Origin of the sequence: Pauljensenia sp. UMB0895, assembly GCF_030218905.1 — a bacterium.
Taxonomy (GTDB): domain Bacteria; phylum Actinomycetota; class Actinomycetes; order Actinomycetales; family Actinomycetaceae; genus Pauljensenia; species Pauljensenia turicensis_A.
The window spans coordinates 56,359-72,024 of sequence record NZ_JASOQR010000013.1; the positions used below are offsets into that span (position 1 = coordinate 56,359).

The 15,666-nt window shown below is 57.0% G+C and carries 14 protein-coding genes; 8 read left to right on the plus strand and 6 right to left on the minus strand.

Annotated features, from left to right (window positions below; translation table 11 throughout):
• Positions 1–28: 28 nt before the first annotated feature.
• On the minus strand, positions 29–2,575 hold the full coding sequence (hrpB, locus tag QP503_RS06415) for an ATP-dependent helicase HrpB (protein WP_285069687.1): 2,547 nt from the start codon (positions 2,573–2,575) through the stop codon (positions 29–31).
• Positions 2,576–2,710: 135 nt separating this feature from the next.
• Here hrpB and QP503_RS06420 point away from each other — a divergent pair, with 135 nt between their 5' ends.
• From QP503_RS06420 to QP503_RS06455, 8 genes are all read left to right on the plus strand, one after another.
• Positions 2,711–3,736 (plus strand): PhoH family protein, encoded by a 1,026-nt coding sequence (locus QP503_RS06420; RefSeq protein ID WP_083856973.1) that lies wholly within the window; start codon positions 2,711–2,713, stop codon positions 3,734–3,736.
• On the plus strand, positions 3,729–4,178 hold the full coding sequence (ybeY, locus tag QP503_RS06425; protein ID WP_006681751.1) for an rRNA maturation RNase YbeY: 450 nt from the start codon (positions 3,729–3,731) through the stop codon (positions 4,176–4,178). Before QP503_RS06420 ends, ybeY begins: the two co-directional genes overlap by 8 nt.
• Positions 4,175–5,494, plus strand: coding sequence for a hemolysin family protein (locus QP503_RS06430; protein ID WP_103633531.1), 1,320 nt, complete (start codon positions 4,175–4,177; stop codon positions 5,492–5,494). The genes ybeY and QP503_RS06430 overlap by 4 nt, the downstream gene beginning before the upstream one ends.
• On the plus strand, positions 5,494–6,693 hold the full coding sequence (gene era / locus QP503_RS06435) for a GTPase Era (RefSeq protein ID WP_006681749.1): 1,200 nt from the start codon (positions 5,494–5,496) through the stop codon (positions 6,691–6,693). Before QP503_RS06430 ends, era begins: the two co-directional genes overlap by 1 nt.
• Positions 6,694–7,659, plus strand: a complete 966-nt coding sequence (locus QP503_RS06440; RefSeq protein WP_006681748.1) for an amino acid kinase family protein — start codon at positions 6,694–6,696, stop codon at positions 7,657–7,659.
• A gap of 473 nt (positions 7,660–8,132) precedes the next feature.
• Positions 8,133–9,887 (plus strand): 2-isopropylmalate synthase, encoded by a 1,755-nt coding sequence (leuA, locus tag QP503_RS06445; RefSeq protein WP_103633532.1) that lies wholly within the window; start codon positions 8,133–8,135, stop codon positions 9,885–9,887.
• A 164-nt stretch (positions 9,888–10,051) separates the two neighbouring features.
• On the plus strand, positions 10,052–10,786 hold the full coding sequence (gene recO / locus QP503_RS06450; protein WP_040318689.1) for a DNA repair protein RecO: 735 nt from the start codon (positions 10,052–10,054) through the stop codon (positions 10,784–10,786).
• Positions 10,786–11,616: an isoprenyl transferase gene (locus tag QP503_RS06455; protein ID WP_103633533.1), complete on the plus strand. Its 831-nt coding sequence runs from the start codon at positions 10,786–10,788 to the stop codon at positions 11,614–11,616. Before recO ends, QP503_RS06455 begins: the two co-directional genes overlap by 1 nt.
• A gap of 7 nt (positions 11,617–11,623) precedes the next feature.
• On the opposite strand, the gene QP503_RS06460 is transcribed toward QP503_RS06455, so the two are convergent.
• The 5 genes from QP503_RS06460 to QP503_RS06480 form a co-directional block, all read right to left on the minus strand.
• The gene (locus tag QP503_RS06460) at positions 11,624–12,133 is read right to left on the minus strand and encodes an SNARE-associated domain-containing protein (protein ID WP_006681744.1); all 510 of its coding nucleotides are present in this window, start codon (positions 12,131–12,133) and stop codon (positions 11,624–11,626) included.
• Positions 12,130–12,567: a Fur family transcriptional regulator gene (locus tag QP503_RS06465; protein WP_006681743.1), complete on the minus strand. Its 438-nt coding sequence runs from the start codon at positions 12,565–12,567 to the stop codon at positions 12,130–12,132. The genes QP503_RS06460 and QP503_RS06465 overlap by 4 nt, the downstream gene beginning before the upstream one ends.
• A gap of 117 nt (positions 12,568–12,684) precedes the next feature.
• Entirely contained in the window at positions 12,685–13,647 is a 963-nt protein-coding gene (locus QP503_RS06470) for a metal ABC transporter permease (RefSeq protein ID WP_285101429.1), read from the minus strand.
• The gene (locus QP503_RS06475; protein WP_285069686.1) at positions 13,644–14,468 is read right to left on the minus strand and encodes a metal ABC transporter ATP-binding protein; all 825 of its coding nucleotides are present in this window, start codon (positions 14,466–14,468) and stop codon (positions 13,644–13,646) included. The genes QP503_RS06470 and QP503_RS06475 overlap by 4 nt, the downstream gene beginning before the upstream one ends.
• Positions 14,465–15,529: a metal ABC transporter substrate-binding protein gene (locus QP503_RS06480; RefSeq protein ID WP_006681740.1), complete on the minus strand. Its 1,065-nt coding sequence runs from the start codon at positions 15,527–15,529 to the stop codon at positions 14,465–14,467. Before QP503_RS06480 ends, QP503_RS06475 begins: the two co-directional genes overlap by 4 nt.
• Positions 15,530–15,666: the final 137 nt, after the last annotated feature.

Consider the following 15,666-nt stretch of genomic DNA (forward strand, 5'->3'; position numbering starts at 1 on the left):
GCGCCTCGTTGAGCACCTTGAGTGGGAATTATCGACGAGGTTTCGCGCGCGATGTCGGCTTCGCGCTCATCGGGTCTTCAGGCCATAGATGCTTGGGATAACGACCCCGTAGCTGGGATCGCACCTGCTGGTAAGGCCCTGCCCAAAAACTTGCGAGGTCTGATGTGACGGCAGTGGGTCTGCCCGCGGGGTCCGTCAAGTGAATAAGAAGGGGAAGACGCCCGTTGGCGAAGGTGGGCGTTACAGTCCAACCGAAGGCTTCCTGTACCCGCAGTGTCACCGTTGGAGTGCCAGTTGACCAGTCGATTTTCCTTCGCTCTCCGGTGGGAATCTTAATGTCGGCGGGAGCCCACTCGTCGAAAGAACCCGCATGCCGCCAAGGGATCAAGCTCCTGATGAGCGACGCAGTGTCAATCCTGGCGATCGATTCGCCCTCTGCCAACGCGGAAATGAAGGGAGCACACCACGAGTCAGCGTCGGCAATCAGCGCATCATCGCTCACGTCGGGCCACATATCGGGCGCTACCGCGTGCAACGCTGAGAGACGAGCGCGCATATGTGTCGCAGACTCAGTCCACTTCAGCATTGAAAGACCGTGGGTGGTGAACTCATTGGTGAGTAGGCGCATGACATCCTCAGGGCTGGGCTTCACATTGCGTGGTTGCCCAAGTGCAATGACGCCAAGCATTGTGGTTGCGGTTGCGCGGATTCTTCCACCGCTGAGCGTGCAGTCCGTGCGCTCCGTGATGAGTGAGTGTCCTAGGGATAGTGCGTCTTCGGCGCTAATCGGAACAGCCGCTCGAATGAGACCATCGGCTCGGCCGACACTGCGCGTCACATCCGTGATTGCCAGCCAATCGCTTCCCGCCAGTGGAGACGAAGGTGGGAGGGAAGCTCCCTGCCCGTCAGCAAAAAGATAGGTTCCGCTTTGTCCACCTCGCGCGCGAGCAATCCACGTTGGGTGAGCAAGCCCAGCAACGAGGCCAATCGCCTCTTCGTCAGAGAGCCTACCGGGGTCGGAATGGGGATCCGCCCAGTGTTCGAGGCGCTTTGAAGACTGACGTACCCGACGGGCAATATCGGCGTGCCCCGCCTTCAATCGTCGAGCAAAATGTGCCAGGTCACCGTTGCCAACTCGAGGATTCTCACCGAGAAGAGCGACAAAGTATGCGGCGCGTTTACTCCCGATCAGTGGTGAAGCGGCAATCAAAGCCTTCCCGAGGAAAGGGGAAACAGGCATTCGAGCAACGCGACGACCAAGTGTCGTCGGAGAATAATTGTCGTCCACAAGGTCTGCGGCGTGGAGGCGCTCGTGGGCACGCTTTAATGCTCCAGGCGGGGCTGGGTCAATAAGCGCCAACGCATCCAAACCACCACTGGTCCAGCAACGCGCTTGAAGCTCAGCGTCTGCAAGATCCGTCGACAGGATTTCCGGGGTGATCTGGTCGGGTCTGCGCGCGAAACTCACCTGATCAAAGCAGCGATACACCGTGCCCGGCCCGAGTCTGGCAGAGCGCCCAGCACGCTGATCACAACTCGCGCGAGGCGCTGGAACTGTTATCAATGAACCTGCATCGCGTTGAACGTCATACGACGGAACGCGTGCAAGACCAGAATCCACAACACATCCAATGCTCGGCACGGTCAAAGACGACTCTGCGATCGACGTTGTAATAATGATCCGTCGGACTTTCTGACTATCGTCGACGCTCAGAATCGCGTCTTGCTGTCCGGGAGCGAGGTGCCCGTGCAGGCCCCGCACATCCATCATGACCCCGCCAACTTCGTGGAGGCCGAACCCTCCTAAAGCCTGGGCGGCCTCGTCGATTTCTTTGGTGCCGGGCACGAAAACGAGGATGTCGGAATTGGTCTGGCTGACCGCTTGGCGCGTGACTGACGCGATGTGCGAGATGAACTCACGCGCGACCACCACATTCCCGCTACTTGTCGTTGCAAGAGGTTGGGTAGACGGCGCCATCCAATGCGTCGTGATCGGATGCAGTGCTCCGGGAACATCAACAACGTTGACCTCATTGAGGACGCCGCCAAGGAACGAAGCCAAACGATCAGCATTCAAAGTTGCTGATGTGAGAGTCAGGTGAAGATCTGGGCGTAGGACGCTCATCGTGTCCACGATGAACGCAAGCGACAGATCCGTTTCAAGATGGCGCTCGTGGAACTCATCGATGACCACGGCGCCAACGCCTTCAAGCTCCGGATCGCCCTGTAGGCGACGAAGCATAATACCGGGCGTGACAAATTCGACCCGAGTACGGTCGGAGACCTTGACGTCGCCTCGTACTCGATATCCGGACGTGTCACCCACCTTTTCGCCGAGGAGCCAAGCAAGACGGCGAGCAGCACTACGCACCGCGATCTGGCGTGGCGCACACACGATCACACGAGTATCGAGGATCGCTTCAAGAAGAGGAGGAAGCAAAGTCGTCTTACCGGAGCCAGGCGGAGAAGGAAGAACTAGGGCATGACCTGGCTTGATTGAAGGTGCAATGCGATCCAAAGCGTTGGCGATAGGCAGGCGTGGCAGGTTAGCCAGGAGGGGATCGCACGCACTCATGGGATAAGTATGACGTGAAGTCGCTAGACTGTGGAATACGAAGAAAGAAAGGGAGCATCAGTGACAGACCCTGACGTTGCGCGAATTGTCGCATCAACCCGTCACATTTCAATCCCTGCTGACCTTGATCCTCTGATGCTACTTGGTACATCAGATCAGGTGTTGCGCGCTCTGGAACACGGTTTCCCGCGCGTGAACTTCCACGTCATCGGCCGCGATATTTCGCTCACCGGCTTTTCTGCGGATCTTGGTGTTGCCGGCGACTTGATCGAAGAACTGATTTCTTTGGCGAAGAAGGGGCAGCCACTGGATGCGCAGGCAGTCGAGCACGCCATCTCACTGCTGACCCGAACATTCGCAACGCCCGCTGTTTCCGACGAAATTCTTTCCGTCCGTGGTCGGTCTATCCGCCCGAAGTCTGCTGGTCAGAAGGCCTATGTTGATGCGATTGATCGGTCGACGATAGTCTTCGGACTCGGCCCGGCGGGTACGGGTAAAACCTATCTTGCGATGGCAGCCGGCGTGCAACGTCTGCTTTCCGGGCAGGTCAAGCGCATTGTGCTGACCCGTCCTGCGGTGGAAGCGGGGGAGAACCTCGGTTTCCTGCCCGGTTCCCTGACCGACAAGATCGACCCGTATCTGCGTCCGCTCTACGATGCGCTGAAAGACATGCTCGATCCCGAGGTCCTGCCGAAACTCATGGCTGCGGGCACAATCGAAGTCGCCCCTCTGGCGTACATGCGCGGTCGCACGCTGAACGACTCCTTCATCATCTTGGATGAGGCGCAGAATACGACGCCGAACCAGATGAAAATGTTTTTGACGAGGCTCGGATTCAACTCTCAGATTGTTGTCACTGGCGACGCGTCTCAGGTGGATTTACCGGGTGCTGGTCAATCCGGTCTTGCGGTCATCTCGAAGATCCTGAGTGACATCGACGGAATTGAATTCTGCTACCTGACCAGCGCAGACGTAGTGCGTCATCAGCTGGTCGGAGTAATCATAGACGCCTACGAGCGTTGGGAAGACCGCCTGAGCGCTCAACGCTCCATATCTGGGCGAACACGTACGAATGTTTCGCGCTCACGCGCAGTTCGGACGGGCAGGCTGTCATCTGATCGATCACGCACTGGTCACTACCGAGGAGGAACCGATGACTGAAGTCATCAACGAAACTGATTTCGTCATTGACGGGAGCGAATTCGCAGCTCTTGCTGACCACGTGCTGACGCAGATGCACGTTGCCACCGACGTTGAACTGAACATTCTGTTCATCAATCCAGAGCCGATGGAAGACCTGCATTTGCGCTGGCTTGATCTTCCTGGACCGACCGACGTGATGAGCTTCCCGATGGACGAGCTCCGCCCGGGAAGTGCCGACAACCCGACTCCGTCGGGAACGCTTGGTGATATCTGCATTTGCCCGCAGGTCGCCCAGAAACAGGCACTTGAAGCCGGTCACGCGATGGTTGAAGAAATGCTGATGCTGGCCACCCACGGCATGTTGCATCTGCTCGGCTACGATCATGCAGAAGAAGATGAAAAGAAAGTCATGTTTGACCTGCAACGCAAGCTACTGCTGACTTTCCTGGCAACTCGATGACCTCTTCCACCACCTCACTTCCTCTTCCTGCTCTGATCATCATCGCGGTTGTCGGGCTTTTCTTAGCTGCGATGCTTCAGTCGATCGAGGTTGCGTTTTCTCGTATGTCGATTGCGCGTGCAACGGATCTGGTTGAAGAAGAACGCCAGAATGCTTCCGCACTGTTGGCTCTGCTGAACCATCGCAGGCGGGCGACGCTTGTTTTGCGTGGTTTTCGCACGTTTTTCCAAGTGATTGTTGCCGTCTCATTGACGCTTGCGTTTTCTGCGATGTCGTTGGCGTGGTGGGCGACAGCTCTCGTTGCTTTACTAGCGATCACCTTCGTCCATTTCGTCTTCATTTCGCTTGCTCCCTCCCGTTGGGGACAGCGCAGTCCAGAGAAGATTGCTCTGTCGGGAGCACCGTTGGTCTCCTCCCTTGTTACTTTGACAAGATTCCTCGACCCTCTTGTTGAAGCCATCCGTGGGCGTCTTCCCGCATCTGGCCTGACGGAAGCCGAAGCGCGCGCCGAAATGGCAAATGACCTGCGTGAAATGGTCGACCAGGTGGGTGAAACCGAAGGACTTGAAGACGAAGATCGCGCAATGTTGCGGTCCGTTCTGGACCTGGGGCATACGCTTGTCCGCGAAGTGATGGTTCCCAGAACTGAAATGGTGACCGCCCCGGCGGATCTTCCCGCTCATAAGGCCTTGCGCCTGTTTGTCCGCTCGGGCTTTTCACGTATTCCTGTTGAAGGTGACGATGTCGATGACATTCGTGGCATCCTCTACTTCAAGGATGTTGTTGCCCGCTTGCAGACCTACGGGGCGGACATGGACCAGGTGGCAGAGCAGATGATGCGCCCGGTCGAGTTCACCGTCGAAATGAAGCCCGCAGACGATCTGCTTCGTCTGATGCAAGCAGACCACTTCCATATGGCGATCGTCATCGATGAATACGGTGGAGTAGCGGGGCTGGTGACCCTTGAGGACCTCATTGAAGAAGTCGTCGGTGACCTCACCGACGAACATGACAAGGGAATTATTGAGCCCGAACAACGTGACGACGGATCGTGGCGTGTACCTGCACGCTATCCAATTACCGAGCTTGGCGAGCTTTTCGACCTTGAACTTGAAGATGACGACGTGGACTCTGTCGGTGGTTTGCTTGCAAAGGCATTGGGGCGCGTCCCTCTTCCCGGGGCGCAGGGTGACGCATTAGGCATCCACATGCTCGCCGAAGAAGCACGAGGACGCCGTCGCCAAGTTGGTACGATTGTGTGTTCGCTACTCGTGGCGAGCGATGAATCGACCGAAGAAACCAGTGAGGACGCATAATGCATTTCCCCAGCGACGACGAGCTGATGGCAGGCCCGAACGCGTTCGAAAGCGACGAAGTGTGTGTCGATGACAGTGATATTGATGCTGGCGAACTACGCGCATCGGGGGACGAGGTCGCGCACACCACTGAGTTCGATGACGTTGATGACGCGGATAGCCAGGCCTTCGATGACGTCGATCTCGACGACGCAAGTGACATTGACCCCGAAGACGTGTTTGCTGTCGTTGAGGGAATGAAAGCTCTGCGCGACGAAACGAACGTGGGCACCGGCCTGATGATCCCAGACTTTCCGGAGGACTTCCGCGCGGGATTTGTCTCTATCGTGGGTCGTCCGAACGTAGGTAAATCAACGCTGACAAACGCGCTTGTCGGCCAGAAGATTGCGATCACATCGGGTCGTCCTGAAACGACGCGTCACAATATTCGTGGCATCGTCCACGGTGAAAAGAGCCAGCTGGTTTTAGTTGATACCCCCGGATATCACCGTCCGCGAACGCTTTTGGGTAAGCGCCTGAATGACATGGTTCGCGAGGCGCTCGCGGAAGTTGATGTCGTCGTCTTCTGTTTGCCTGCTGACCAGCGTATTGGTCCTGGCGACAAGTTCATTGCCCGCGAATTGAAGGACGTTCGTCGTCCGATTATTGCTGTTGCGACGAAGTGCGATCTGGTGAGTCGAGAGCGCCTGATGAAACACCTGCTGTCGATTGACAAGATGGGTGATTTCGCGGCGATCGTTCCCGTCAGTGCTTTTGACGGAAATGGCGTTGACCAGTTGCTTGATGTGCTGACGAAGACGGTTCCGCTCTCCCCACCGCTCTACCCAGATGGGGATGTGACCGATGAATCGCGTGACACTCTGATTGCGGAGTTCATTCGCGAAGCTGCACTTGAAGGGGTCCGTGATGAGCTTCCGCACTCGCTTGCAGTTCAGGTTGAAGAGATCGTTGCCAGGCCTCGACGGCAGGGTGATACTCGTCCACCGCTCATGAACGTGCACGTCAACGTTTATGTTGAACGCGATTCTCAGAAGGCCATCATCATTGGTAAGAAGGGATCACGCCTGAAAGAGATTGGCTCAAAGTCGCGTCCTTTGATCGAGGACTTGCTGAAAGCGCGTGTGTATTTGGATCTGCATGTGCGAACGGCGAAAGACTGGCAGTCAGATCCGAAAATGTTGGGACGTCTCGGGTTCTAGATGAAGAGCGATTACTCTTCTAGCTCCGCGACGGTTGTTGCTCTAGGAGGTAATGCTCTAGGGCAGACACCCGACGATCAGTTGCACCTGTTGCGTCAGGCTGCGCCAGTCTTGGTGAGTTTGGCTGATGCGGGCCCTCTTGTGATCGCTCACGGGAATGGACCCCAGGTTGGTCAGATCACGCGTGCGTTTTCACTGGGCGTTGCAGCTGACCCCGGTGTGCCCGACGTTGATCTTCCAGAGATGGTTGCGATGAGCCAAGGCTACATCGGCGAGCACCTGGTGCGTTCAATCGACGAGGCTGGGGCGAGGCGCGGATATTCCGGCAAAGTAGTCGCTCTTCTGACTCGTGTGGAAGTCGATCCCAATGATCCAGCATTTGCTGACCCGACTAAACCGATCGGTCAGTTTCTGACTCGGGAAATGGCAGAACAGCGGATGAAGGAAGAGCCCGGATCCGTGTACCGCGAGGATGCTGGGCGTGGATTTAGGAAGTATGTTGCCTCTCCATTGCCACATCGGATCGTTGAAATTGAGGCGGTTCAAGCTCTGACAAACGCCGGCTTCATCGTCATCGCTTCAGGCGGTGGCGGTATCCCAATTATTCGCACCGACTATGGAATGAAAGCCGTGGACGCGGTTATCGACAAGGATCGAAGCGCAGCTCTCATGGCTGATGAGTTGGGAGCCTCTGCTCTGGTTATTCTGACTGCAGTTCCGGCGGTTGCTGCGGGGTGGGGAACACCAATGCAACACTGGCTTCACCACATTTCTTTGGATGAAGGGCGTGCTCTGATTGAGTCGGGGGAACTTGCTGAAGGTTCCATGCGCCCCAAAGTTGAAGCAATCGTTGACTTCGTATCGAAGGCCCCGGCTGGTACGGTTCGCCGTGGTGTCATTTGCGCGTTGGCGGATGCTGATAGAGCTCTGAGCGGTGAAGTGGGAACAACCATCACCTCGGTGTGACCAATGGTTAAACGCGCGTTGCTACGATGCTCGGGACAATAGAGCCATAACATCTTTGACGATTATTGGTCTTGCTGCGACGATCTTTACACTCTTCTGCACTGTTTCATCTTCTATGTGGAAGCCTTTGCCTGGGAAGGGTCGCCCCCGCGCGTTCATTCTTCGGCGATAGCGCTGAAGAAACGCGAAAGTACGCGTTCTACGCCTACAACCAGGGCACGTTCCCCTTGATTGCGTGGCCGGCCTCGTGATTGGGTTGGCGATCTGAAAGGCGAAAATGTCCACATAACGAAGCGGACGCGTACGCTTACCCCCGTCTGTCATACGCTACGAGGCATGAGCCGAGAATGGATGCTCCTGCTTCTTTGCCGTGACGAGGCCTGAAAGGGTCGAAACCTCGCCACGGCTCAACGTGTTTCGACCCGACGCCCACCGATAACCGGGCGAATCAGGATAGCGAAGAAAGAAACACAATGAAGACGACTGGAAACGTCCCCACTCCTGCTGGCTCGCACATGCCGATTGCGAAGTACAAGCCGTTCCTCGACACGAACCCCGTTGTTCTGGACGACCGCAGGTGGCCCTCGAATCGGATTACTCACGCACCTCGCTGGATGTCGACGGACCTGCGCGACGGTAACCAGGCACTGATTGAGCCGATGGACCCGGTTCGTAAGCGCAAGATGTTCGACCTGTTGGTCAGTCGCGGATACAAGGAGATCGAAATCGGTTTCCCCGCAGCATCGCAGACTGACTTTGATTTCGTGCGATCCCTGATTGACGAAGATGCCGTGCCGGACGATGTGACGATTTCGGTTCTGACCCAGTCTCGCCCTGAAATCATCGAGCGCACCCTTGATGCCCTCGTCGGTTTCCCGCGCGCGACCGTCCACCTGTACAACGCGACGTCGCCACTGTTCCGCGAGCTCGTCTTCGGCAATGACAAGGCACAAACGATCGACTTGGCTGTCTTTGGTGCACGCGAAGTGGTGGCGCAGGCAGAAAAGCGTCTGGGCGATGAAACGATCTTCGGCTTCGAATACTCGCCCGAAATCTTCGTGGATACCGAACTCGACTTTGCTCTCGAAATCTGCGAATCCGTTATGGATATTTGGCAGCCCGAAGACGACCGCGAAATCATCTTGAACCTGCCAGCAACCGTTGAACGTGCAACGCCGAACGTTTATGCCGACCAGATCGAATACATGGCACGCAACCTCAGCCGTCGCGACAACATTGCGATCAGCGTGCACCCGCACAATGACCGTGGAACCGGCGTTGCTGCGGCTGAATTGGCATTGCTCGCCGGTGCAGACCGCGTGGAAGGGTGCTTGCTCGGCCAGGGTGAACGCACCGGTAACGTTGACCTGTTGACCCTGGGGCTCAACCTGTTCAGCCAAGGCATTGACCCGGGTGTTGACCTGACGAATATCGATGAGATCCGTCAGACCGTCGAATACTGCACGTCGATGGAAACGTCACCGCGTGCACCTTACGTGGGTGACCTCGTCTACACTTCTTTCTCCGGATCGCACCAGGATGCGATTAAGAAGGGCTTCGTCGCCCGCAAGAAGAAAGTTGGAGAAGCTGGCGGTGACGAAAATGCAGTGGTGTGGGAGTTGCCCTACTTGCCGATCGACCCGCACGATGTGGGTCGTTCCTACGAGGCCGTTGTCCGCGTGAACTCGCAGTCCGGCAAGGGGGGCGTCGCCTACCTCATGTCGACCACTCACAATCTGGAACTGCCACGTCGTCTGCAGATCGAGTTCTCTCGCATCGTTCAGCGACATACGGACTCCTACGGTGGCGAGATCGACGGCGATACCCTCTGGCAGATCTTCGCCGATGAATACCTGCCGAACTCGGCAGCGAAGAACCTCACCGCCTGGGGTCGCTTCGAACTCGGAACTTCTCACGTGACGACTAACGCCGACGAGCAGGTTGATCTGAAGGTGATACTGACGGATCAGGGTGAGCCCGTCGAGGTCAAGGCACACGCCGGCGGTCCGATCGAAGCATTCGTCAAGGCACTCGGCCAGTTTGACGTGGATGTCCGCGTCCTCGACTACTCCGAACATGCGATGAGCCAGGGCGGTGACGCGAAGGCAGCGTCCTATGTTGAAGCCGCCGTCAACGGCCAAATCCTCTGGGGTGTCGGTATCGATTCGTCGATTACGCGCGCAACCTATAAAGCAGTTATTTCTGCGGTGAACAGGGCTTTGCGCTGACATACAGGGGAGAAACGGGGCGGGTACGACCACTTCGTTCCCGCCCCGGCCATTTTCCAGTCGCCGTTTTCTCTCTGCAATTTCAGCCAGGGACTCGACAGTCGCCTCGTCCCCGCATTGCATAACGCGCCATTAATGCACCGAAGTGGGACAATTTCACCGTGATGAGAACGTATCGAGACGAAGCGATCGTGCTTCGCACACACAAACTGGGGGAGGCCGACAGGATCATCACACTGCTCACCGCGAATAACGGTCTGGTTCGCGCAGTCGGTAAGGGCATACGCAGAACAACGTCGAAGATGGGCGCACGTCTTGAACCATTCGGCGTGATTGACGTGCAACTCCATCGCGGGAGGAACCTCGACATCATTACCCAAGCTGAAGTCATTACCCAGTACGGTGACGCGTTATCGAAAGATTTTGAGCTGTATGCCCGCGCATGTGTCATGATCGAGATCGCAGAGAAACTGACTGCTGATTCTGATGATGGAGTGCGCTCCCAACATCTTCTGCTGATCGGTGCTCTCTACGCTCTTGCACACGTGCGTCACGACCCCAATCTGGTGCTCGCATCGTATATTCTCCGCGCGCTTGCGATAGCCGGCTGGGCACCTTCGTTCTTCGATTGTGCCGTGTGTGGAGCCCAGGGGCCACACGCTGCTTTCTCCATTCAGGAAGGCGGTGCCGTCTGCGAAAACTGCCGACCCGTCGGAGCGTCAGCTCCCTCTTTCGAAGCAATGGAATTGATGGGGGACCTGCTGTCCGGAGAGTGGGGCCGAGCCGATAACTCGCCGGATTTCGCTCGCATTGAGGCATACGGGCTTGTCAACGCCTATGCTCAATGGCACGTTGAACATCGCATTCGTTCATTGCGGGTCCTTGAAAGGAACAGTTGATGGCACCTGAAGCGAATCTGACACCGATGGATCGAGCCGGCGGTGATCCCAGCGCGCCTCTGACCGGGCCGGGTCAGTGGCATCAGCCTGTTCCCGAATTTACTACTGGGGAAGTGCCCGCGCACGTTGCGCTGATCATGGATGGTAACGGCCGTTGGGCGAATTCACGAGGCCTCGCGCGCACCGAAGGACACCGCGCCGGTGAATATGCGCTGATGGATACGATCGCGGGTGCCATTGATGCGGGAGTCCGCTACCTGTCGGTGTACACGTTCTCCACGGAAAACTGGAAGCGGAGCCCAGCAGAGGTCCGTTTCATCATGAATTACGCGACCGACGTTCTTGCTCGCCGTACCGATCAACTGAATGACTGGGGAGTCCACGTGCGCTGGAGTGGGCGTGAACCCCGCCTATGGAAGTCCGTCGTGAAGGCCCTGTCGAAGGCAGACGAAGCCACGAAAGATAACTCCACACTGGACCTCATCATGTGCGTGAACTATGGCGGGCGTGCAGAGATCGCTGATGCTGCGCGAGATATCGCTAGGCAGGTCGCAGCGGGAAAGCTCCGCCCAGATGGCGTGACAGAAAAGTCATTTGCCCATCACCTGTATCTGCCCGATGTCCCTGACGTTGACCTGATGATTCGCACGTCGGGGGAGAAGCGCATCTCCAACTACCTGCTCTGGCAGATGGCGTACTCGGAAATGATGTTCATTGATACGCCGTGGCCTGCGTTCGATCGTGAAGTGCTGTGGGACTGTCTGCTCGAATACGCAGGGCGTGACCGCCGATTCGGGGGAGCGATTGATCAGGTGGGGTCGGCCTCGTAAAAACGAGTCAGTCGACGCGGACGGTAGCAGGCTCGCTGGAGGTGCGCTTGCGCCATGCAATGACTCCAATGGCAACAGCGGCGACGGCAAGGCCTCCCGTGCGACCCCACCAGGAGCCAGCAACTGTGCCAAGCAATGCCATCCAAATAGCCAGCAGCCCCATGCCGTACAGGATTGCCCATGCGATGCAACCAGGAATCATCGCTAGCGTGTATGTGCGCCACTTCATGGAGACTAAGCCGGCACCGGCGTTTACCGCAGTTTGGATACCAACGGTCAGGAAACACAGGGGAATGATGATCAACCCCCATGTGTCCAACAGCTTCGCACCGCGCTTCGGCGTAGGGCCGTTAAACCAGCGGGCAATCGAACCCCGCACACCATCTTTCCCGGCGCCAGCCAACGCGCCACGCGCGGCACCTCGACCCAACCAATAGGTTCCCTGGGCTCGGCAAAAAACGATCACGAAGAGGGCAATAAAAAGCGTCGAGCCGTGATCGGCCCACGAGGGAATCACTGAGCATCCTTAGACGACTGAGCGCCCGCAGGGCCCTCATCATCTGCCACGCCAGCCGAACACGTCTGGCATAGGCCAAACAACTCAACGGAATGCTCGACAGCCGTAAAACCGTGCGCGGACGCATTATCGCGAATCCACTTCTCGGTCATATCCAGTTCGATCTCTTCAGTATGCCCGCAGGTGCGACAGACCAAATGATGGTGGTGCGTTGATGAATGGCATACGCGGAACAAGGATTCTCCATCGGCGCTACGCAACACGTCCACATCGCGGCCGTCGGCAAGAGCCTGCAGGTTCCTGTAGACGGTCGCAAGACCGACCTTGAGTCCCTGCTTGTGCAGGTCTTCGAAAATCTGCTGGGCGCTACGGAAATCAGGTACCCGAGTCAGCTCGGCAAAAACCGCCTGACGTTGCTTGGTCATGCGTTGCATTTTCGGACCTCCAGTTTTGCGTCGAGTCAATCGGGTGGATGGGTGGCTCAGGGGCACAGCCTGAGCATATCGGTTCGGTTCGTTTCTGTCCGACCGTGATAGTGGCACTGTGTCTGATCACAGCCGGGTACGGGAGCGATTCTGTTGTGTTGAGTGGGTGTCTTGGTGTTCGGGGTGAGCGACGTGGGCGCGCACATTCGCCATTTTTGACGCACGCTGGCGCCTGTCGACCAGTCCCTTGATGATGAATCCGATCGCGTACAGGGCAATCGCGAATACGACGATGGATGCGCCCGGGGACAGATCGATGAAGTATGTGAAAGACAGTCCCGTGATGCAGATGATTGCGCCGAAAACCATGGCCCATGCCATCGTTGATCGAAATGACTGTGCCATCAGTTGTGAGATGGCAACGGGAATGATCATGAGTGCGGACACCAGTAGCGATCCCACAACGCGCATCGCAACAGCTACGGTCAAGGCAGACAGGATGGCAATAATCATCGACAGTGTCTTCGTGGGTAGTCCGGTTGAACGCGCGAAATCTTCATCGTTCGTCACTGAGAAAAGAGCTGGTGCAATACCGACTCCCACTGCCAAGATGAGGATTCCGAGGACTGAAATCAGCGTGATATCAGTCCATGTCACGGTTGCAATCGAGCCGAAGAGGTAAGAATTCAGCTGGGCTGAAGTGCCACCGGCAAGACCGATAAGAAGGACACCGCCGGCAATGCCACCATAGAACAGCATCGCGAGCGCCACGTCAGCAGACGTGCGCCCAGACTGGCGGACTAATTCGATCGTGATAGCTCCCACAAGCGAAATAATCATCGTCCCTGGGATCGCCCACGAATCTTGTGGGTTCGCGTTCGCCATTGTGCCGGCAAGCCAGCCGAGCGCTACGCCGGTCAGCGAAATATGCCCGATTCCGTCACCGAGCATTGCCAGTCGGCGATGCACTAAGTAGGTGCCGACAACGGGTGCTGACAAGCCGACGATGAGAGCGGCAAGAAGTGAGCGTTGCATGAGGGACGAGGTCAGCAGTGAGGTGAGTCCGTCGATAATTGTCGCGATCATCATGCCTGCCAAATATCGTCGACGAGGCCTGGCCCGGCCTGCGGATGTGGATGCCCGTGATGATGGCCGCCACCATCGGAATGCTGTTCATGGTCGTCACTGATGTGAGGTGGCCCGTCGTAGGTGACGTGTCCCCCACCGATGTGGAGTTCCCTATCGAGAAGCGGACCGAGTTCGCCGAGCTCGTGGAGTACGACAAGAATCGTTGTTCCCTCAGCTTTTGCTTCGCTAACGATTCGCGCGAGGCGCTCTCGAGATGTCCGGTCGATGCCGGCCATGGGTTCGTCCATGATCAGCAAATCGGGATTGCGGACGAGTGCTCGAGCGATGAGGACTCGCTGTTGCTGTCCACCCGAAAGAATCGACATCGATTCTTTGGCGCGGTGTGCCAACCCGACTCTCTTCAGCGCAGCCATTGCCTTCTTTGTATTTCCGGGAAGGCTCCACCACTTCTTTGAGCCAAGAAGACCTGACTTCACAACTTCCAGAGCACTGGACGTGACTGCACCACCAACGCTGATGCGCTGAGGGACATAGCCGATTCGATCCCAGTTGACCGCGCGACGCTGAGTGTTATCAACACCGAAGATGTGAATCGATCCGCGGGTAATCGGAGCGGTACCAAGAATGGCGTGGAGAGTCGTGGACTTTCCTGATCCATTCGCACCCGTCAGGGCAACAGTTTGCCCAGGGCGAACATCGAACTCGATCCCGTGGAGAACGAGGTGAGAATCCCACGCAACGTGGACATTATCCAGTGAAATGACGGGAGCGGATATCCCCACCTCAGGGACATCCGCTTCCGAGTTTTTGGTGTTGCTCACTTGCAGGACAGAGCCGTCTGAAGAGCTGTGATGTTGTCACGCATGACCGCTGCGTAGTCCTTGGATGAATCAACCTGGCTTTCGATCGGATCGAGAACCGCGGTCTGGATTCCAAGATCGTCAGCAAGAGTCTGCTCAACCTTTGGGTCGATGAGAGCTTCAGTGAAGATCGTCGTGATACCTTCCGACTTCACGAGCTTGGAGATTTCTTCCAGGCGCGCCGGCGAGGGCGAGGATTCGGGATCCAGACCCGAGATGCCCACCTGGGTCAGGCCAGTGCGGTCTGCAAGGTAGCCGAATGCGGTGTGAGCAGTGACGAAGGTCTGGTGCTTGCAGGTTGCTGTTGCGTCAACGAGTTCGGTCGACAGATCTTTCATGTTCTTGGTGAGTGTCGCAGCATTGGATGTGTAGGTCTGAGCATTCTGAGGATCAGCCTTGGCCAGAGCCTGACCGATAGCCGTTGCTGCCTGGCCCATGCGTTCCGGATCCAGCCAGAAGTGAGGGTCAGTCGTCATGTCGTGGTGGTGATGGTGCTCAGCTTCTTCACCGGACTCAGCGGTTTCGCTCGAGGCCATGTGATGGCCGTCGTCATGATCTGCTTCATGATCGTGCGAATCAGACTCGGTAGCGTCGCCTTCTTCTTCCGCTTCAGCCGGGTGATTGCCGTCTTCTGCAACATCAACAAGCTGAACAGCCTTAGCGACGTCGATAACCGTTTCCGGGCCGTTGTGCTCAACAGCTTCGTCCACTGCGGACTGGAAGCCCCCTAGATAAACGACAGCATCGGCCTTGCCAAGCTGGTCGACGGTGGCGGGAGAAAGCTCAAGATCGTGCGGTTCGGCACCGTCGGGGGTTAACGAGGTGACCTTAATAAGGTCGCCACCGATTTCTTCGGTCAGATACTTCAGTGGGTAGAAGGACGCCATCACATTCAGAGGTGATGATGAACCAGATGCGGAGGTATCTGACGCCGACTGGGTGGTCGTCGTGCCCGAGCATGCGGCCAAAGCGAAAGAGCCAGCGAGCGCGCTAGCGATAACAACAGAACGAGACAGCTTCATGTTTCAAGTTTCACCCTTAATGGTAATCATTGCCAATAGTGGGAAGGGGGGTGTGCGTCACACTGAGCCTGTCAACGAAGCCGTCGCTAAGTTCGATAGACTCCCACTATCGCAGGCTGCGCCAGCCAGGTGTGGCC

Excerpts from the sequence above, each read along its gene's own strand:
- QP503_RS06440 (WP_006681748.1), top strand. The coding sequence starts at position 6,694 with ATGAAGAGCGATTACTCTTCTAGCTCCGCGACGGTTGTTGCTCTAGGA.
- leuA (WP_103633532.1), top strand. The coding sequence starts at position 8,133 with ATGAAGACGACTGGAAACGTCCCCACTCCTGCTGGCTCGCACATGCCG.
- ybeY (WP_006681751.1), top strand. The coding sequence starts at position 3,729 with ATGACTGAAGTCATCAACGAAACTGATTTCGTCATTGACGGGAGCGAA.
- QP503_RS06465 (WP_006681743.1), bottom strand. The coding sequence starts at position 12,567 with ATGCAACGCATGACCAAGCAACGTCAGGCGGTTTTTGCCGAGCTGACT.
- QP503_RS06420 (WP_083856973.1), top strand. The coding sequence starts at position 2,711 with ATGCTACTTGGTACATCAGATCAGGTGTTGCGCGCTCTGGAACACGGT.
- hrpB (WP_285069687.1), bottom strand. The coding sequence starts at position 2,575 with ATGAGTGCGTGCGATCCCCTCCTGGCTAACCTGCCACGCCTGCCTATC.
- recO (WP_040318689.1), top strand. The coding sequence starts at position 10,052 with ATGAGAACGTATCGAGACGAAGCGATCGTGCTTCGCACACACAAACTG.
- QP503_RS06455 (WP_103633533.1), top strand. The coding sequence starts at position 10,786 with ATGGCACCTGAAGCGAATCTGACACCGATGGATCGAGCCGGCGGTGAT.
- era (WP_006681749.1), top strand. The coding sequence starts at position 5,494 with ATGCATTTCCCCAGCGACGACGAGCTGATGGCAGGCCCGAACGCGTTC.
- QP503_RS06430 (WP_103633531.1), top strand. The coding sequence starts at position 4,175 with ATGACCTCTTCCACCACCTCACTTCCTCTTCCTGCTCTGATCATCATC.
- QP503_RS06480 (WP_006681740.1), bottom strand. The coding sequence starts at position 15,529 with ATGAAGCTGTCTCGTTCTGTTGTTATCGCTAGCGCGCTCGCTGGCTCT.
- QP503_RS06470 (WP_285101429.1), bottom strand. The coding sequence starts at position 13,647 with ATGATGATCGCGACAATTATCGACGGACTCACCTCACTGCTGACCTCG.